Source organism: Bacillus cereus group sp. MYBK222-1 (assembly GCF_051916425.1).
In the GTDB taxonomy this organism is placed as follows: domain Bacteria; phylum Bacillota; class Bacilli; order Bacillales; family Bacillaceae_G; genus Bacillus_A; species Bacillus_A paranthracis.
The window spans coordinates 2,017,810-2,036,182 of the sequence record NZ_JBQAGP010000001.1; the positions used below are offsets into that span (position 1 = coordinate 2,017,810).

Below are 18,373 nucleotides of genomic sequence, written 5' to 3' on the forward strand. Positions count from 1 at the left end.
ATACAGAAAGGACGAATCTAATGGCAATAGCAACAATAGGAAGTCGTTTAACCTATACAATCGTTGTCCAAAATACCGGAACACTTCCTGCCCAAAACGTTACATTTACAGACCCCATACCCGCTGGCACTACTTTCGTTCCAAACAGCGTTACAGTTGATGGCGTTGCAACAGCTGGAAATCCTGCTACTGGTATTCCCATTAGCAACATTCCTGCTGGCGGCTCTGTTACAATTACCTTTCAAGTAGATGTTACAAGTGTCCCTACCCCACCAGTTGCAAGTAACGTAGCATCATTTGGATACGAATTTCAACCTGCACCTAACGCACCCACTATCACACGTACGACAACAAGCAATATTGTTAATACAGATATTTTCACAGCTAATGTCGCATTAACAAAAGCAGTAGATAAAACAATTGCTACTATCGGTGATACGATTACGTATACAATTACGGCCACAAATCAAGCCACATTAGCTGCTAATAATGTTATCATTACAGACACGCCTCCTGCCGGCACATCGTTCGTACCGGGTAGCGTTACAGTTAATGGTACTTCTACTACAGATAATCCTGCTACTGGAATAAATGTAGGAACGATTGCTGCAAACGGGAATGCTACAATTACGTTTCAAGTTCAAGTTAATACTCTCCCTACACCTAACCCTATTCCAAATAGTGCAACTTCAAGCTTTCAATATAATCCACCAAACCAACCACCAATTAACAGAAACTCTACAAGTAATATAGTTGAAACACAAATTAATGCTACTATCATAAATCCAACTAAAAGTGCAAACCAACAAATTGTGAATATTGGTGACATCATTACGTATACGATTACTGTTCCAAATAACGGTAATATTTCAGCGACAAATGTTTCCATCACCGACCCTATCCCTACTGGCACTACTTTTATTCCAAACAGTGTTACAGTTAATGGAACGGCACAATCTGGCGTAACTCCAACAAATATTCCGCTAGGTACAATTCCTGCTGGTCAAACTACAACTGTCACATTTCAAGTCCAAGTCACTTCCCTCCCAGCTAACGGAACGATTACTAACGAAGCAAATGTAACATTTACGTCGCAACCGAATCCGGCTGAACCCTCAACAACCACTACGATAACACCACCTCCAACAACTACTTCTGTACGAACTGCAATTGTAAATCCAACAAAAACTGCTAGTCCACAAATTGCTGATATCGGTGATATTATTACGTATACGATTACTGTACCAAATACAGGAAACATCGCTGCAACGAACGTTATTGTAACTGATCCAATTCCAAGTAGCACTACATTTATTCCGAATAGCGTCACAATTAACGGTACTTCACAACCTGGCGTAAACCCTTCTGGCGGTATACAAATTGGAACAATCGCAGCTGGTAATACTGTCACTGTCACTTTCCAAGTTCAAGTTACCGCTCTCCCAGAGAATGGCCTAATCCGAAATATCGGAACCACAACATTTACGTATCAACCAGATCCTACAAAACCAGCTATTACAACAACAAACCCTACACCACCTACTACTACTCCTGTTAACACCGCTATTACAAACCCTGTTAAAACGGCGGATAAAACTACTGTTGATATTGGTGATGTTATTACGTATACGATTACTTTCACTAATGATGGTACGATCCCTGCTACAAATGTAGTTTTTACTGATACCATTCCTACTGGTACAACATTCATTCCGAATAGCGTAATCTTAAATAATGTACCGGTTCCAAATTCAAATCCCGCACTAGGAATCCCGGTTGGAACAATTAATCCCGGTGAAACCAAAACACTATCTTTCCAAGTTCTTGTTACACAAATTCCAGCTGGCGGTGTTATTGCAAACGAAGCTTCAACGACATATACGTACCAGCCAGATCCAACAAGACCGCCGGTTACCACAACCGAACCGACAGCACCTACTACAGTCTCCGTTAATACCGCTACAGTTAACCCTACAAAATCTGCTGATCGTACTTTCGTTGATATTGGTGATGTTATTACGTATACAATTAGTTTACAAAATAACGGCACTGTTCCCTCAACAAATATTGTACTAACAGATCCAATTCCAAACGGTACAACATTTATTCCAAATAGCGTCACGATTGATGGTGTCTCACAACCTAACAGTAATCCTGAAAACGGTATATCGATTGGTACTTTAAATCCAAATCAAGCAAAAACAATTACATTCCAAGTTCAAGTTACAAGTGTCCCGCCAAATGGAATTATAGAAAACCAAGGCAGTGTATCATTTAATTATATTGTTAATCCAAATGAGCCTCCTGTTACAACAACTACCCCAACTCCTAAAACAGAAACTCAAGTTGGGACCGTTATTACAGCGCCTACAAAATCTGCCGACAAACAAGTTGCTGATTTAGGAGATACGATTACCTACACGGTCACATTTACAAATAACGGGACCGTTCCGGCTACAAATGTAGTCGTTACAGACCCTACACCTAACGGAACTATTTTCGTTCCAAATAGTGTTACAATCGATGGCATTACAACGCCAGGAGCAGCCCCATCACTTGGTATACCACTTGGTACCATTTCTGTCGGAGAAACGAAAACAATCACGTATCAAGTTGTCGTTACAAACTTACCACCTGATGGAATAATTAGAAACCAAGCATCCTTCACTTACCAATATCAACCGAACCCAAGTGAGCCTCCTGTCACAACAACTACCACCACTCCAAGTGTAAACATTCCAATTAATAATCCTAATCCAACGACTACAAAATCTGCTGATCGACAAGTTGTTGATATAGGGGATACGATTACTTTTACTGTAACATTCCAAAATAGAGGGACCGTCCCCGCTACAAATGTTATTATAAAAGATGCACTTCCATCTGGTGTTTCTTTCGTTCCAGGTAGCATTGTCGTAAATGGCACATCACAACTTGGAGAAAACCCTGAAATTGGTATACCCGTCGGCACTGTAAATCCCGGTCAAAGTATTACAGTTACGTTCCAAGGTGTAGTAAATAGTATCCCGCCCGGAGGAGTTATTAGAAATCAAGCAAATGTTACATTCACATACGAGCCAAATCCAAATGAACCTCCCGTTACGACAACTATTACAACTCCTGAAACAGAAACAGCAGTTAATACCGCTACACTAAATCCACAAAAAACAGCAGATCGCTCCTTCGTTGCATTAAATGATGTCATTACCTATACTCTCTCATTTCAAAACACCGGTACTGTTCCTGCTACGAATATAACAGTAATAGATTCTATCCCTGCCGGTACTGTATTTATTCCAGATAGTGTTACGATTAATGGGATTCCTCAAGCAGGAACAAATCCATCATCAGGAATTTCACTTGGAACTTTAGCGCCATCCGAACGCGCAACGATTACTTTCCAAGTACGAGTAATAAACATCCCTGCTAGCGGCGAAATCCGAAATCAAGGTAGTGCAACATTTAATTATCAACCGGATCCAAATTTACCTCCAGTCACAAAAACAGAAACAACTCCTGAAACAACAACTCCTATCCAAACTGTAGTCATAAGTCCAACAAAAACAGCAAACCTTACGTTTGCAGAAATTGGCGATATTGTAACTTATACTGTCACATTTACAAACCAAGGAACTATACCTGCTACTGGTGTAACAATTACAGATTCTTTACCACCGGGTACAACTTTTATTACGAATAGTGTTACTGTAAACAATGTCGCTCAACCTGGCGTAAGTCCAGTCACAGGAATTCCTGTTGGAACAGTTAATCCCGGCGAGACAGTTACTGTTACATTCCAGATTCAAATAAACGCTATTCCTCCTAATGGAAAAATAGAAAATACAGCAAGTGTTACCTACACTTCTCAGCCTAATCCTAGCGAACCTCCTATTACAACAACAGAAACGACTCCTACCGTAACTTTACCTGTTCGTACCGCTAACCCGAACCCGCAAAAAACAGTGGATCGTGAGTTTGCAAGTATTGGTGATACGCTCACTTATACAATCACCCTTCAAAATACTGGTAATATACCTGCAACTAATGTCATTATTACAGATTCTATCCCTACTGGAACTACATTTATCCCTGGTAGCGTTACGATTAATGGCATTCCACAACCTAATTTGACCCCTGAAACAGGAATCCCAGTTGGCACATTAAACCCTAGACAAGTAGTGACTGTTACTTTAGAAGTACAAATAACAACTTTACCACCAAATGGCATTATCTCAAATGAAGCAAATGTCACTTACACATCTCAACCAGATCCGACACTCCCGCCTATTACAACAACCACACCGACTCCAATCGCAGAAACAATTGTACAAAATGCAGAATTAGAGTCAACAAAAACAGTAGATTTGCCAATCGCTAACATTGGCGATGCACTCACTTATACAATTACCCTTGAAAACACTGGAAATATTCCTATGACAAATGTATCTGTCATTGATCAACCACCAGTAGGCACACAATTTATTGTAGATTCTGTTACAGTAAATGGCCTTTCACAACCAGGTGTTGATCCAAGCATTGGGATACTCATTGGTACAATACAACCAAATCAAATAATAACCATTACGTTCCAAGTAACGATTACGAATATACCGCCTAACGGGGTTGTTACAAATGTCGGTTCAGTCAGCTTTACATCTCAGCCTAATCCAAATGAACCTCCTATTACGGAAACAGAGACAACACCACCAGTTAATACTGAAATCATTAATAGTATTATTAATCCATCGAAAACGGCTGATCGAAACAACGTTGATATAGACGATATCATTACGTACACCGTTACATTCCAAAACTTACAAACTGTTCAACTAACAAATATCATTTTTACAGATTCGATTCCAGTTGGTACGACTTTCATTCCAAATAGTGTAACAATTAATGGTATCCCAACTAGTGATGTTGATCCAGCTCTTGGCATTCCTCTTGGCACATTAAATCCTAGTCAATCAGTTGTTGTAACTTTTCAAGTTCGCGTTGTTTCCATACCACCTAACGGAATTATTATAAATGAAGCTACTATCACCTACACATTCCAACCTAATCCTGGAGAACCTCCAGTAACAGTGACTACTCCAACGCCTCCTACTACTACCAATGTCAACACGGCAACAACAAACCCTACAAAATCCGCTGATAAAGTATTTGCTTTATTAGGTGACACAATCACCTATACAATCTCCTTACAAAATACAGGAACTGTCCCTGCAACAAATGTACTTGTAACCGATCCTATTCCAGCTGGTACTACTTTCATTCCGAATAGCGTTACGATTAATGGCGTCACGCAACCAGGTATCGTTCCTAGTTCCGGAATTCTTATCGGTACATTAGAACCTAACACTTCAGCCGTCGTAACTTTCCAAGTTCAAGTAACTTCGATACCACCGACAGGCTTTATCGAAAATGAAGGGATCGTTTCATTCCAATACCAGCCAGATCCTACTAGACCACCTGTATCTGTTACTACACCTACACCTACTACAAAGACGCAAGTAAGTGAAGTTACTATTAATCCTAACAAACAAGGTAACCCTCAAACTATTAATCTTGGTGATACTGTCACATATACAATTACGTTCCAAAATGTCGGGAATATTAATGCGACAGATGTTATTATTACAGACCCTACTCCATCTGGTACTACTTTCATTCCGAATAGCGTTACGATTAATGGCGTCACGCAACCTGGAACAAATCCAAATAATGGTGTAAACGTTGGGACTGTAACTCCAGGACAAATTGTTACATTAACTTATCAAGTTACTGTAACTGAACTCCCACCAGACGGTATTATTAAAAACACTGCAACTGTCACTTACACATTCCAGCCAAACCCTAGCGAACCCCCTATTACTATTACAGATCCTACTCCAACTGTTGAAGTATCCGTTATTACACCTACACCTAACCCAAATAAACTAGCCGACAAACAAATTGTAGATATAAATGAAATCATAACGTATACTGTAACCTTCCAAAATCGCGGATCAGTCCCTGCAACTTCCGTTATCATTACTGATCCGTTAGCAAATGGGTTAACGTTTCTTCCAGGTACTGTTGTAATAAATGGCATTTCAGATCTTGGAGCAAATCCTGTTGTAGGTATACCTGTTGGAACAGTCAATCCAAACGATACAATTACTGTTCAATTCCAAGCAAGAGTCACAAGTGTACCACCTGGTGGTATTATTCGAAATCAAGCAACTGTTACTTTCACATATGAACCAGGTCCTGGTGAACCTCCTATTACAATTACAGACCCTACTCCAATTAACACAACGAATGTAACTACAGCTATATTAAATCCGAAAAAAACAGCCACGCCGGAAACAGTTACTTTAGGTGATATCATTACGTATACGATTTCTCTCCAAAATACAGGTACCATTCCTGCTAATCATATACTTGTAACTGATACAATTCCTATCGGTACTTCGTTCATCCAAAATAGTGTAACAATTAACAACGTGCCGCAACCAACTGCAAATCCATCAGCAGGCATCCCAATTTCAACACTTGCTCCTTCTGAATCCGCAACGATTTCTTTCCGTGTCCTAGTTACTTCAATTCCACCAAGCGGAGAAATTCAAAACCAAGGTAACGTTTCCTTCCAGTACCAACCCGATCCTACTAAACCACCTGTATCCGTTACTACGCCTACACCTACTACAATTACTCCTGTAAACGTTGGGACTATTAACCCGATAAAAACCGCTGATAAATCCATCGTTTCAGTAGGTGATACGATTACATTTACTATCACATTCCAAAATGAAGGTACGATTCCTGTCACTGACATTTCTGTTACAGACTCACTTCCTGTCGGCACATCATTCGTTCCAAATAGTGTCACAATTAATAACATTCCCGTTCCAAACGCAAATCCATCCACAGGCATTCCAGTCGGAACTCTTAATCCAACAGAATCCGTAACTATTTCATTCAAAGTACAGGTTATTACACTTCCAGCTAATAGAATGATTACAAATATCGCATCCATTACGTATACTTCTCAACCCGACCCTACTAGACCACCTATCACAACAACGACTACAACACCACCAATTACGATAGAAGTAAACCCTAATGAGCCAAACACATTTATTAAGACCGCAAATGTAAATAGCGCCCATCTCGGTGATTTCATCACATATACACTTACCTTTACTAACAATGGCACCATCCCAGTAAATAACGTACTCATTACCGACCCACTTCCTCCTGAAGTTACTTTCTATCCAAATTCAGTAACAGTAAATGGAGTAGCACGTCCCGGAACTAGCCCAACTATCGGTATTCTTATCAATACTGTTAATCCAAGTGAATCCGTTGTTGTTCGTTTTATCGTTCAAGTAACAGCAGAGCCACGAAATGGTCTCATTCAAAATACCGCCCGCATTCGCTATACACTCAGACCAGATCCTACTAAACCACCGACTTTCGTTGATGAAACTTCAGAGCCAAACATTATTCCGTTTATCGGTCCGTTCGTCTCACCAAATTTAAATTGTTTCTTTAATGGGGAACGTTTTATCCGGCGCGGTTGGAATAGAAGATGTTAGCAATATAAAATAAAAAGACAGCGTCAAAAAACGCTGTCTTTTTATTTTATACATATACAGTTTTTAAGTTAATTTCATATCTTTTTCATTATAAAAACCATCTTCTTTTTCCATTTCCTTCTGTAATTTCGTAAAGGAACGGTACATAGCAATTCTCCATGACACAATCATCGCGAACGCCAGTAAGAAGAACATCCCACTAAGTTGTCCTAAATCAAGAGATTGACTTAAGTATGTTTTAAATACAATTCGCACGACAAGTAATCCAATTAATATAAAAACAAATGCTTTGGAACGCTTCAAATAAATCTCTTGTCCTCTAATTTCAAATTTAGATGTTTTAATAAGAAAAATAGAGAAAAACAAACCGACGCCAATCGCTTCTAACATTTCTGCTGGAGTTAATCGAAATTCAGGAAAAACATACATCAACGCTCCCGTACTCATAAAAAATGGTGGAAGTATAATTTTTTTCAATGTTGCAGGTTTCTTAGCTGCTTTTAAACGAATAAACATCGCACCAACAGCCATACAAACAGCAACGATACTGGATAAAACAACTATGTTCATATTTTCTCATCCTTTTTTGTGGCTATATGCAAAATATACTTTCATTATATGCTTTTCCGTTAGTATTTCCAACATTTTCACAGAATAATACTAAAAACCCGTAAAACCACCAAATAAACTTGAGAAATATACGATAATTTTTGTCATCCAGTTAAAGTATAAGAAGATACCCATGATAATCATAATGTATCCCCCGATTTTCATGAACTTCATACTATTTCTTTTAATCCAAGACATTTTCGTAATAAAGAATGATAGCACGAAGAACGGAATAGCGAATCCAAGTATGTATGCAATCATATAAATCATTGCTGATTCTGGATTTGTTGCTGCTAATCCGATTACAGACACTAAAATAGGTCCTGTACAAGGCGTCCACCCTGCAGCAAATGCCAACCCAATTAAAACAGATCCAAAATAACCACTCGGACGATTTTTAAACGTGAATTTACGATCTTGCATTAAAAACTTCGGCTTAAACACACCGACAATAATAAGACCGAACACGATGATAAATATACCACCTAACTGTCTAATTAAATCTTTATAATTTGTAAAGATGCCTCCAATAAAACTTGTACCAAATCCAATTGCAATAAATATAATTGAAAATCCAAGTAAGAAAAACGCTGTATGTATCATACTTCTTTTGCGAAGCATTGCATTTTCTTCTTTCAACTCAGAAACCGACATACCTGTTATGTACGATAAAAATGCCGGATAAAGCGGTAAGCAACATGGGGAAATAAATGATAAAAACCCAGCACCAAACGCTAAAAAAATACTAATATCTTGCATTATTCCACTCCTCTCCTTACATATTGTAGCAAAAACATATAAAAATACTATGAACAATTCGTGAAATCACTTTTCCAACGTGATAATAAGAAAAACTACCCTTTCACACTTTTTCTGAAAAAACGTTTTCATTTCCTTCTATTTATATAGAAAAATCTCAATTACACTACAAAACCTCTCTAATGTTATTAACATAACAAAGGTAATATAGTTTCTCAAATGATTAGCATGTTATTCGTACGTTTATATACATATTGATTAAAAAATATTTTTTTCAAATGCTGTCTTTATACAATACAAACTTGATTTTACAATACTTCTATTATTACTAATTTCAAGATTATGCATAAATATCATACTTTTATTATTATTCTATAAAATGTCACACTTTTCTTTTATTTGACCCTTCATTTTTAATTTTGTATACTTCCCTCTAGTTATATATGTCCGTTACGGAACAATTTCATATAGATGGGAGGAATATTTCATGCTTCGTTATTCTCTTTTAGTTTTATTAGGAGCGTGTAGTTATGGGATTTTAGCTATTTTCGTTAAACTTGCATATGCAGAAGGATTTTCACTTGGAGAGGTAATTGGCAGCCAATATTTGTTCGGTTGGATTATTTTGCTTGCTATTACACTTCTATTTTCTAGACATCGTGTTCCATTAAAACAAGCTTTAATTTTATTCGTTGCAGGTACATCTGCAAGTTTCACTGGAATTTTTTATTATGCTTCATTAAAAACTGTACCAGCATCTATCGCCATTATACTTTTATTCCAATTCGTTTGGGTCGGAATTATTATTGAAGCAGTCGCAACAAAAACTTTACCTTCAAGAGAAAAAGTTATTTCTGTTATTTTCTTACTTGCAGGTACATTTTTATCAAGTGGTTTACTAGAAAAATCAGCAGGTGATTTCGATACGACTGGAATTATATTAGGCCTATTATCTGCTGTTACATTTGCAACATACATTTTCGTGAGCGGAAAAGTTGCTGTTGAAGTACCTTCATTACCACGCGGTGTTCTTTTAATGGCTGGTGCTTTAACTTTAGTAATGATCGTATTCCCTCCAACATTTATTTTTAACGGTGCAATTTCTGAAGGACTTTGGAAATACGGTTTAGGTTTAGGAACATTCAGTATCGTCATTCCTTCTATCGCCTTTACAATTGGTATTCCAAAGATTGGTTCTGGCTTAGCGACTATTCTTGGCGCTGCGGAACTACCAGTTACAACAATTATGTCTGTATTCGTTTTAAAAGAAGCTGTACTATCTTCACAATGGTTCGGTGTATCACTTATTTTAATCGGGATTGCAATCCCGCAAATTGCTTATGCAATGCGTGGACGTTATCGTAAACATCATACACACAAAAAATTGGCAGCATAAACGAGAGGGGATTTTCATTTGAGAATCCTCTCTTTTAATATTGTATACTTAATGTAAATACTTTATTTAAGAAAGAAGGCATTATAAGTGGCAGCAAATCTAGAGCAATTAACTGAGACGCTAATTTCTATTCGTCGAAATTTACATGAGCATCCAGAACTATCATACGAAGAATTTGAAACGACGAAAGCTATAAAGAATTGGTTGGAAGAGAAAAACATTACGATTATAAATTCTAATTTAGAAACGGGCGTTATTGCTGAAATTTCGGGGAATCGTAACGGACCGCTTATAGCAATCCGTGCTGATATTGATGCCCTTCCTATTCAGGAAGAAACAAATTTATCCTACGCTTCAAAAATCCATGGAAAAATGCACGCTTGTGGGCATGATTTTCATACAGCTGCTATTATAGGGGCTGCTTATTTGCTAAAAGAAAAAGAATCTTCTCTTAGCGGAACTGTACGCTTTATATTCCAGCCAGCTGAAGAAAGTAGTAATGGTGCTTGCAACGTCATCGAAGCCGGGCATTTACGTGGTGTACAAGCTATTTTCGGTATGCATAATAAACCTGATTTACCAGTAGGTACAATCGGTATTAAAGATGGTCCACTGATGGCCGGAGTTGATCGATTTGAAATTGAAATTCACGGAGTTGGTACACATGCAGCTGTACCAGATGCTGGGGTAGACCCTATTGTCGCATCTTCTCAAATTGTGATGGCACTACAAACTATTGTAAGCCGAAATATAAGTTCTTCACATAATGCCGTCGTTAGTGTCACAAACATCCACTCAGGAAATACGTGGAACGTTATTCCTGAAAAAGCAATATTAGAAGGTACTGTTCGTACTTTCCAAGCTGAAACACGCGAAAAAATTCCAGCCTTAATGGAACGTATCATTAAGGGCGTTTCTGATGCACTAGGTGTAAAGACAGAATTCCATTTTCATTCAGGCCCTCCTGCTGTCCATAATGATGAAAGTCTTACTCATTTATGTACACAAACTGCACAGGAAATGTCACTAGACGTGATTACCCCTACTCCTTCCATGGCTGGCGAAGATTTCTCTTTTTATCAACAACACATACCAGGATCATTCGTCTTTATGGGAACGAGTGGTACACATGAATGGCATCATCCAAGCTTTACAGTAGATGAGCGAGCGTTACCTATAAGTGCAGAATACTTCGCTTTGTTAGCTGAAAGGGCACTTAAACATTTTTCCTAAAAAAGGAGCCGTTAAGAAATGCTTAACGGCTCCTTTTTTTAAGTTAAATCACGTTTTAAAAATACTGTATAGGAAATGATTAAAAATACAAATAAATACAGTAATAACATACATGATGCAAACGGGAACGTTACTCCATCAATAAAGCTTCCATTCTTTGCAATACTATATAAATCTGTGTTTGCTGGCAATAAATATTTCGCCCAATCATATCTAGTTGCTGCTAGTAATGCGATGTTTCCTGATAAAGCGAGAAATAGTGAAATACCAATCGCGCCTCCGCTAGATCTTGTTAGCACAGAAATCATAAACGCAAACGCTGCGTACACAATCGTCGGCAACCACGATAAAATATAATACTTACTAGCTTCTACAAAAATATTTTGTTTTATAATATTTCCATCTTGGAAAATAAACTCGCTCCATGCAGGCTGCTGGAATTTATAAATAACCAGTCCACATAAAATGGAGAAAATCATATTAAATATAAACAATAATGCTGCAAATATGACAATTGCTAAAAACTTAGCTGTCAAAATTTTAAAGCGACTCGCTGGTCGTATTGTTAAAAATTTATATGTTCCCCAGCTATATTCATTCGCAAAAATTGTACTTGCATACACGAGGATAAACGGAAGTAATATTGGAAATACGATAAAGCCTGTATCTCTCATGAAAGAAAGTGGAGAACTACTTGCCGGTGCTGTATCTGTATCTAAATGCTTCATCTTGAGCTGATATTCCTTTACAAGCTCATCCCCAGATCGTTCCGCTAAAATTGCTCCTTTTTCCATGCCTAGCTTTTTCTCAATTTCTACAGTTCGTTCTGTATAATCAGCTTTCCATCCTTTTGTTTCCGGCTCCAAATACTTTACAGTAACCCATCCTAATCCGATTATTAATACTGCAATAACTGCAAATGGAATAATCGTTCGCTTTCGCTTAAATATTTTATACAATTCGTTATACACTAAATTAAACAATATCTTTTCCCCCTGTTAATTCTAAAAATTGCTCTTCTAACGTTTTTCTTTCTTCATATACACGATACACTTGAATGTTTTTCTCAAGCAATGTACGAATAACATTTGGGATTTCTTCATCTTTTACATGAATAAGTAAATCATTACCTTTTATTAAAACATCTTGGTCTAACATTTCTGCCGCTTTATTCGCATCATCTACGCGTATACGGATTGTCTCCATCTCTTCACTTTGATTATGCTGAATATTTTGCATCGCGACATATTCTCCGTGCTGAATAATGATAACTCTATCACACATTAATTCAACTTCCGAAAGTAAGTGACTAGATACCAGTACCGCTTTTCCTTGTTCATGTGCAATTTTCTTTATGTACATTCTCATTTCATGTATTCCACTAGGGTCTAATCCATTCGTTGGTTCGTCTAATATTAATACATCTGGATCATGAATAAGCGCTTGGGCAATTCCTAAACGTTGTCTCATGCCGAGTGAATATGCTTTTACTTTGCGATCAATGACTTGTCCCATACCTAGCAGTTTCACTACTTCATCGATACGTTCTTCTGTCACGTTACCATTCATGCGTCCGAAATATGTTAAATTCTCATAGCCACTCAAAAACGGATAAAATTCCGGTGTCTCAATTACCGCTCCAATTTTCGAGGCAGTACTTTCAAATTGCTGTTTTACAGATTGACCATCAATCCAAACTTCGCCCTCTGTCATACGAATCATGCCGACCATCATTCTCATTAAAGTCGTTTTTCCAGCACCATTTGGTCCAAGCAAACCAACTACTTCACCTTTTTTAACTTCGAAACTAATATTTTCTACAAGTGTCTTTGAACCGATTCGCTTCGTTAACCGCTCAACCTTTACAATCGATTGTTCATTTGTCATGCTATACAACCTTTCCTTCCCATTCTTTGTCAGGTCTTTACACTGTAACATGATTATTTTTATGTGTAAAATGGAAAAAGGCATGATTTCTCATGCCTTTTCTTTAAACTGAAATGAATTTTCATCTTGTAAACTTTGAACAAATCGAATACATTGCACCATCGATAATAGAAGGATAACAATCATAATTATACTCACTACTACTATTGCATATATTGTAATCGGTGCACTATTTATCCCTTGTATTCCTGTTATTTTCATAAAGATAATCGTAAATAATTTTAAAAATAACATCCCATTAACTAATCCAAAAACAAACGCTGCTCCATAAATAAATAATTGCTCCTGACATAATAAACATAGTACATCATTTCTCTTCCTATTCTCTGCTACATAAGATTTAATTTCTTCTTTCCTCGCTTGCAAAAGAGAATAAGTCATTTTATATGTAATAAACGTACATATGAAAATGACTACGATAAACAACGTGTAAAAACACATTTGAAATAAAAGTGTAGTCCCTAATTCCCCAGCAACTACTTCATTAAATTGTAGCGATATCATAAAAAACAAAATCATAATACTCATAGCAATCCACATAAATTGCTTCATCCTTTTGGTAGCAAATGTTCTTATATTTTTTCTCGCTAACCGACATAAAGACATAAAATTCTTCCCCTACCTTATTACATACGCATTCTATACTACTAGTGTATAAAAATATGACATTTTAAACATCGCACTACAATCGGAATTTTCTCTAAGTCTTTAGTCCTAGAAAACAAAAATGAACATGTTTATCTCTTTCGTATAGAACTAAAAAAACACTAAAGCGGAAATGCAATTACATTTCCGCTTTAGTGTTTAACGAGGTGTATTTTTCAATAACTTAATTAATCTCATCCTCAACTTCTATTCTTTTCTTCTCTCTTGCAATTTTTAAAAACTCTAAAAGCTCTGGATTGCTATTCATTTTTTTGTAAGCGACTGACATTTCTGCAACAAAATTAGAATCATATAGCTCTTTATATACAACTTCCGTTTTATATAATTTATTTGCCGATACCGGTATGACTGTAATTCCAATCCCTGCTGCTACAAGTCCCATAACTGTTTGATATTCCGTTGCTTCTTGCACAATACGCGGGCTAAATCCAACTTCTCTACAAAGGGATAAAATTGTATCATACAAAGCTGGCCATACTGGTCTCGTAATAAATACAAACGGTTCATCCCGTAAATCTTCTATATGTATTTCATCTTTCTCTGCAAGTGGATGAGCCTTCGGTAAACATAACGTACAAGATAGTTTTTGAATTGGCTCTAATTCTAATAATTGTGTCGGGATTGGTGGACGCAAAAATCCAATATCAATACGATTATCATGAAGTGCATGCACTTGATCTGGAGTAGATAATTCATGTAATGCAACAGACACCCTCGGAAATTTCTTTCTATACTCCCTTACGATAGATGGTAAAATATCATATATCGCCGCACCTACAAAACCAATTGAAAGTGAGCCCACTTCTCCCCTTTGGGCACTTTGTGCAATTTCTACAGCTTTTTCAATTTGTTCAAACGCTTTTTTTACTTCTTTCAAAAACATTTCTCCAGCTTCTGTTAATTCAACCTTTCTCTTCGTTCTTGAAAATAACATAACTCCCATTTCTTTTTCTAATTGCTGAATTTGTTGACTAAGCGGTGGTTGTGTCATTTGTAAACGAGCAGCTGCTCGTCCAAAGTGTAACTCCTCTGCCACTACAACAAAATATTGCAAATGCCGTAATTCCATTTTGGACACCCTTTTCCATTTCAATTAATACGTCTAATATATTAATAACATATAATTTATATATTAGACAAATTTTTTGAATGAACGTATAGTAGAAATTGTTAATTCTTTTTTACAATTTTTATGTAAAAAAAGAAAGAGGTGGTTACTGTATGAAATGGTGGAAATTAAGCGGACAAATTTTACTATTATTTTGTTTCGCTTGGACAGGTGAATGGATTGCAAAACAGGCACACCTCCCAGTTCCAGGAAGTATTATCGGTATTTTTTTATTATTAATCTCGTTAAAATTTAACCTAGTGAAAAAAGAGTGGATACAAGACGGTGCAGACTTTTTATTAAAAGAACTTATTTTATTTTTCATTCCTTCTGCAGTCGCTGTCATACGCTACAAAGATACACTATCACAATATGGAATCGATCTCATCTTAATTATTATGATTAGTACACTTTGTGTCACTCTCGTTACAGGACTCTTAACAGAATTGCTACTAAAGCGGAAAGGATCCGTGCAATGATCGGCTTTCTTTGTTTACTATTAACACTATTCACATATTGGATATCGAAGAAAATGTATCAACGCTGGAATTGGAGCTTACTTTCTCCTCTTCTCGTATGTCCTATTATTTTAATCGCGTTATTACTCGGACTAGACACATCTTATGAAACGTATGAAACTGGAGGCCACTGGTTAACAGAATTATTAAAACCTGCAACAGTTGCTTTTGCATGGCCAATCTATAAATACTTTGATTTACTTAAGAAACATGGAATGGCTATTTTACTTAATGTCATTGTCGGTTCGTTTCTATCAGTTATTACTTCAGCACTACTAGCAAATTATTTTCAAATTGATTCATCGTTAGAGCATAGTTTAGCACCTCATATTGTAACGACGCCAATTGCAATGGCCATTTCAGAAATGATTGGTGGTATGTCACAATTAACAGCAGTATTTGTTGTTTTAACTGCGTTAACAGGAGCATTGCTCGGACCTTCTCTCATTCGTATATGCCGTATTAAAACAGCAATTGCAAAAGGTATTATGTTAGGAACGAGCGCAAATGGAACTGGTACATCAAAAGCATTCGAAATCGGCCCTGTAGAAGGAACGATTGCAAGTTTATCTATGCTTTTAACTGCAGGAGCTAGTTTAGTTATCGTTCCGCTTTTCTTATCGTGGATACATTGAAAAAGCAAGTGTTTACACACTTGCTTTTTTATTTATGTATTTGTTTAAAATCTCATAATCCTCCGGGAAAGATAACGTTAATTCCTTCATTTCATCTATCCTCTTCCAAGCAATTTCATGTATTAACTCATCAGGATCTTGGATTTTCATACTACCGCCTATTCTTTTTACGACATAATAATGAACGTATACAGGAACCCCATATGTAATCGCTTCTTTTTCGTATATTTTACTTACAACTTCCACATTGTAGCCTGTTTCTTCCCAAACCTCTCGGATACAACATTCCTCTAATGTTTCTCCTTTTTCAAGTCCTCCACTTGGGACGGACCACCTTTTTTCTTCATCCTTTTGTCCTTGTAATACCATTAAAACTTCATTTCTTTCATTTACACATACTGCTGCGCAACCTATCCATCTTTCCATATACACCCCTCCCGTACTACTATTCGTCTCCTTTTGTATTTTCTCCTTGAAAAAAGAGGAAAAAAGGAAAACAATGACGAAATTTTACATCAACTTCATAGGCAGTTCCTTCTTAGAAATTAAAAACGGAAGGATGAAAGCATGATTTTTAAATATGTTGTGGAATGTGTCTTTTGTGAAGAAAATCGAAAACCTCGCCAAGCTATCGTCACAGTTCCTGCTACTACTCAGCTACTAGCCATTGAAAAAGTGCGTGCAGAATGTAAACGTCGTTTCGGAAAAGCTTTATTATTACAAACTGAAATTAAAGAAGAAATAGTTTTTGAACAAAAAGAAAGCTGACCATAAATTGGTCAGCTTTCATATCCGATCATATTTTCACATGAAGATTAGGGGCATCCTCTTTAAGGATCGGGATTTTCCCATTATGTACGTTCCATTATGTACGTTCCATAATGGTCATCGAACAATATATTTCTATACAATTAAATATTGAATAGAATAGGGCAAAACTTGTTCGCATTTTTAGAAAAGGGATAGGGATATAATTCAAGTAGTACTTCGAATACTCGAACTTTACACTCATTATATTAAAGCAAATCCTTTTATATGGGAAATATGAATTACTTACATAATTCATTCGTAAAACATATTAGTTTGCTATATTATTTTTATCCCATTAATAACATACATCCAGCGAAAACTGGTGTCATAATCATTGAAAACTTCAAAAGCATACGTGGTGCATAATTTGTAAACTTCGCACCGATATAAGCTCCTAGCATCGTCCCAATTAATACTTGCAATAATAATATATAATCTAGATACCCTTCTGAACTATACCCTAACCCACCCCCAATCGCAATGGGCAATATAACAAGCATTGTTGTTCCTACAGATTGCTGAATCGTCAATCCTAATAGAACCATTAATCCAAGTTGAATAAATGGTGCAGAACCAATCCCAAATGAACCAGCCATCATTCCAGTGACTAATCCAAGACATATACATTTCATTATGTTCTCTTTCGAAAAATCTTTAATCTCTGCTAAAAGTAACTCTTCCCTATTTTGAAACTTAATTAATTTAATAAACATAAAAATTGCAGATAAAAATAGCATCCCAGCTGTAAACCAATGAAGAAGATGTCCTGGTATAAGTGAACCAATTTTTGAACCGATATAAGAACCAAGCGCTCCACATCCCCCAACAATCCCGCCTATAGTAAGTACTACATTTCCTTCACGATAATGACTTATAACCCCAGATAATGTCGTAAATGCCATAGCAGTTAAAGACGTTGCAAGTGCAACGTGAATAGGAATATGGAATACTAAAGTGAGTATCGCGATAATAAACCCGGCTCCCCCAGCTCCAACAAACCCTAATAAAATCCCCATTACTAACATCGTTATAATAATTGCCACATACTCTCCCTCCAGTAAGGCAATTATCCACCATATTCTTTCTTCTACACAAATAAAAAGCATCCA

General features: G+C 36.7%; 14 protein-coding genes and 1 pseudogene. 6 read left to right on the plus strand and 9 right to left on the minus strand.

Going from position 1 to position 18,373, the window contains the following annotated elements; genetic code table 11:
• The first annotated feature begins 20 nt into the window (after positions 1-20).
• Positions 21-7,583: a DUF7507 domain-containing protein gene (locus ACTFR9_RS10385; protein WP_440048964.1), complete on the plus strand. Its 7,563-nt coding sequence runs from the start codon at positions 21-23 to the stop codon at positions 7,581-7,583.
• Positions 7,584-7,646: 63 nt separating this feature from the next.
• On the opposite strand, the gene ACTFR9_RS10390 is transcribed toward ACTFR9_RS10385, so the two are convergent.
• From ACTFR9_RS10390 to ACTFR9_RS10400, 3 genes and pseudogenes are all read right to left on the minus strand, one after another.
• Positions 7,647-8,153, minus strand: a complete 507-nt coding sequence (locus ACTFR9_RS10390) for a CcdC family protein (RefSeq protein ID WP_001028639.1) — start codon at positions 8,151-8,153, stop codon at positions 7,647-7,649.
• Between the two features lie 90 nt (positions 8,154-8,243).
• Positions 8,244-8,951 carry a cytochrome c-type biogenesis protein CcdA gene (gene ccdA / locus ACTFR9_RS10395; RefSeq protein WP_001152681.1) on the minus strand — a complete coding sequence of 236 codons (708 nt, stop codon included), beginning with the start codon at positions 8,949-8,951 and terminating at the stop codon, positions 8,244-8,246.
• Positions 8,952-8,967: 16 nt separating this feature from the next.
• A pseudogene (locus tag ACTFR9_RS10400) lies at positions 8,968-9,112 on the minus strand (peptidase T).
• A 326-nt stretch (positions 9,113-9,438) separates the two neighbouring features.
• Here ACTFR9_RS10400 and ACTFR9_RS10405 point away from each other — a divergent pair.
• Both ACTFR9_RS10405 and ACTFR9_RS10410 read left to right on the plus strand, forming a co-directional pair.
• Positions 9,439-10,347, plus strand: coding sequence for an EamA family transporter (locus ACTFR9_RS10405; protein WP_000947030.1), 909 nt, complete (start codon positions 9,439-9,441; stop codon positions 10,345-10,347).
• An 87-nt stretch (positions 10,348-10,434) separates the two neighbouring features.
• A complete protein-coding gene (locus ACTFR9_RS10410; RefSeq protein WP_000729800.1) occupies positions 10,435-11,580 on the plus strand; it encodes a M20 peptidase aminoacylase family protein in 1,146 nt (381 codons plus the stop codon).
• A 38-nt stretch (positions 11,581-11,618) separates the two neighbouring features.
• Here ACTFR9_RS10410 and ACTFR9_RS10415 read toward each other — a convergent pair whose 3' ends face one another.
• From ACTFR9_RS10415 to alsR, 4 genes are all read right to left on the minus strand, one after another.
• Positions 11,619-12,563: an ABC transporter permease gene (locus tag ACTFR9_RS10415; protein ID WP_000482769.1), complete on the minus strand. Its 945-nt coding sequence runs from the start codon at positions 12,561-12,563 to the stop codon at positions 11,619-11,621.
• Positions 12,556-13,467 (minus strand): ATP-binding cassette domain-containing protein, encoded by a 912-nt coding sequence (locus ACTFR9_RS10420; RefSeq protein WP_440048965.1) that lies wholly within the window; start codon positions 13,465-13,467, stop codon positions 12,556-12,558. The genes ACTFR9_RS10415 and ACTFR9_RS10420 overlap by 8 nt, the downstream gene beginning before the upstream one ends.
• 90 nt (positions 13,468-13,557) lie before the next feature.
• Positions 13,558-14,133 carry an FtsX-like permease family protein gene (locus tag ACTFR9_RS10425; protein WP_000050622.1) on the minus strand — a complete coding sequence of 192 codons (576 nt, stop codon included), beginning with the start codon at positions 14,131-14,133 and terminating at the stop codon, positions 13,558-13,560.
• Positions 14,134-14,356: 223 nt separating this feature from the next.
• A complete protein-coding gene (gene alsR / locus ACTFR9_RS10430; RefSeq protein ID WP_000423226.1) occupies positions 14,357-15,262 on the minus strand; it encodes an acetoin biosynthesis transcriptional regulator AlsR in 906 nt (301 codons plus the stop codon).
• Positions 15,263-15,414: 152 nt separating this feature from the next.
• On the opposite strand from alsR, the gene ACTFR9_RS10435 reads away from it, so the two are divergent.
• Positions 15,415-15,780, plus strand: coding sequence for a CidA/LrgA family holin-like protein (locus ACTFR9_RS10435; RefSeq protein ID WP_000872364.1), 366 nt, complete (start codon positions 15,415-15,417; stop codon positions 15,778-15,780).
• Positions 15,777-16,454, plus strand: a complete 678-nt coding sequence (locus tag ACTFR9_RS10440) for an LrgB family protein (protein ID WP_000578958.1) — start codon at positions 15,777-15,779, stop codon at positions 16,452-16,454. Before ACTFR9_RS10435 ends, ACTFR9_RS10440 begins: the two co-directional genes overlap by 4 nt.
• A 12-nt stretch (positions 16,455-16,466) precedes the next feature.
• Here the strand turns inward: ACTFR9_RS10440 and ACTFR9_RS10445 are convergent, their stop codons facing one another.
• Entirely contained in the window at positions 16,467-16,880 is a 414-nt protein-coding gene (locus ACTFR9_RS10445) for an NUDIX hydrolase (RefSeq protein WP_000442963.1), read from the minus strand.
• 141 nt (positions 16,881-17,021) lie between these two features.
• On the opposite strand from ACTFR9_RS10445, the gene ACTFR9_RS10450 reads away from it, so the two are divergent.
• Positions 17,022-17,222: a DUF3903 domain-containing protein gene (locus ACTFR9_RS10450; protein WP_000576449.1), complete on the plus strand. Its 201-nt coding sequence runs from the start codon at positions 17,022-17,024 to the stop codon at positions 17,220-17,222.
• A 329-nt stretch (positions 17,223-17,551) separates the two neighbouring features.
• Here the strand turns inward: ACTFR9_RS10450 and ACTFR9_RS10455 are convergent, their stop codons facing one another.
• Entirely contained in the window at positions 17,552-18,307 is a 756-nt protein-coding gene (locus ACTFR9_RS10455; RefSeq protein WP_000974648.1) for a sulfite exporter TauE/SafE family protein, read from the minus strand.
• Between the last annotated feature and the right edge of the window lie 66 nt (positions 18,308-18,373).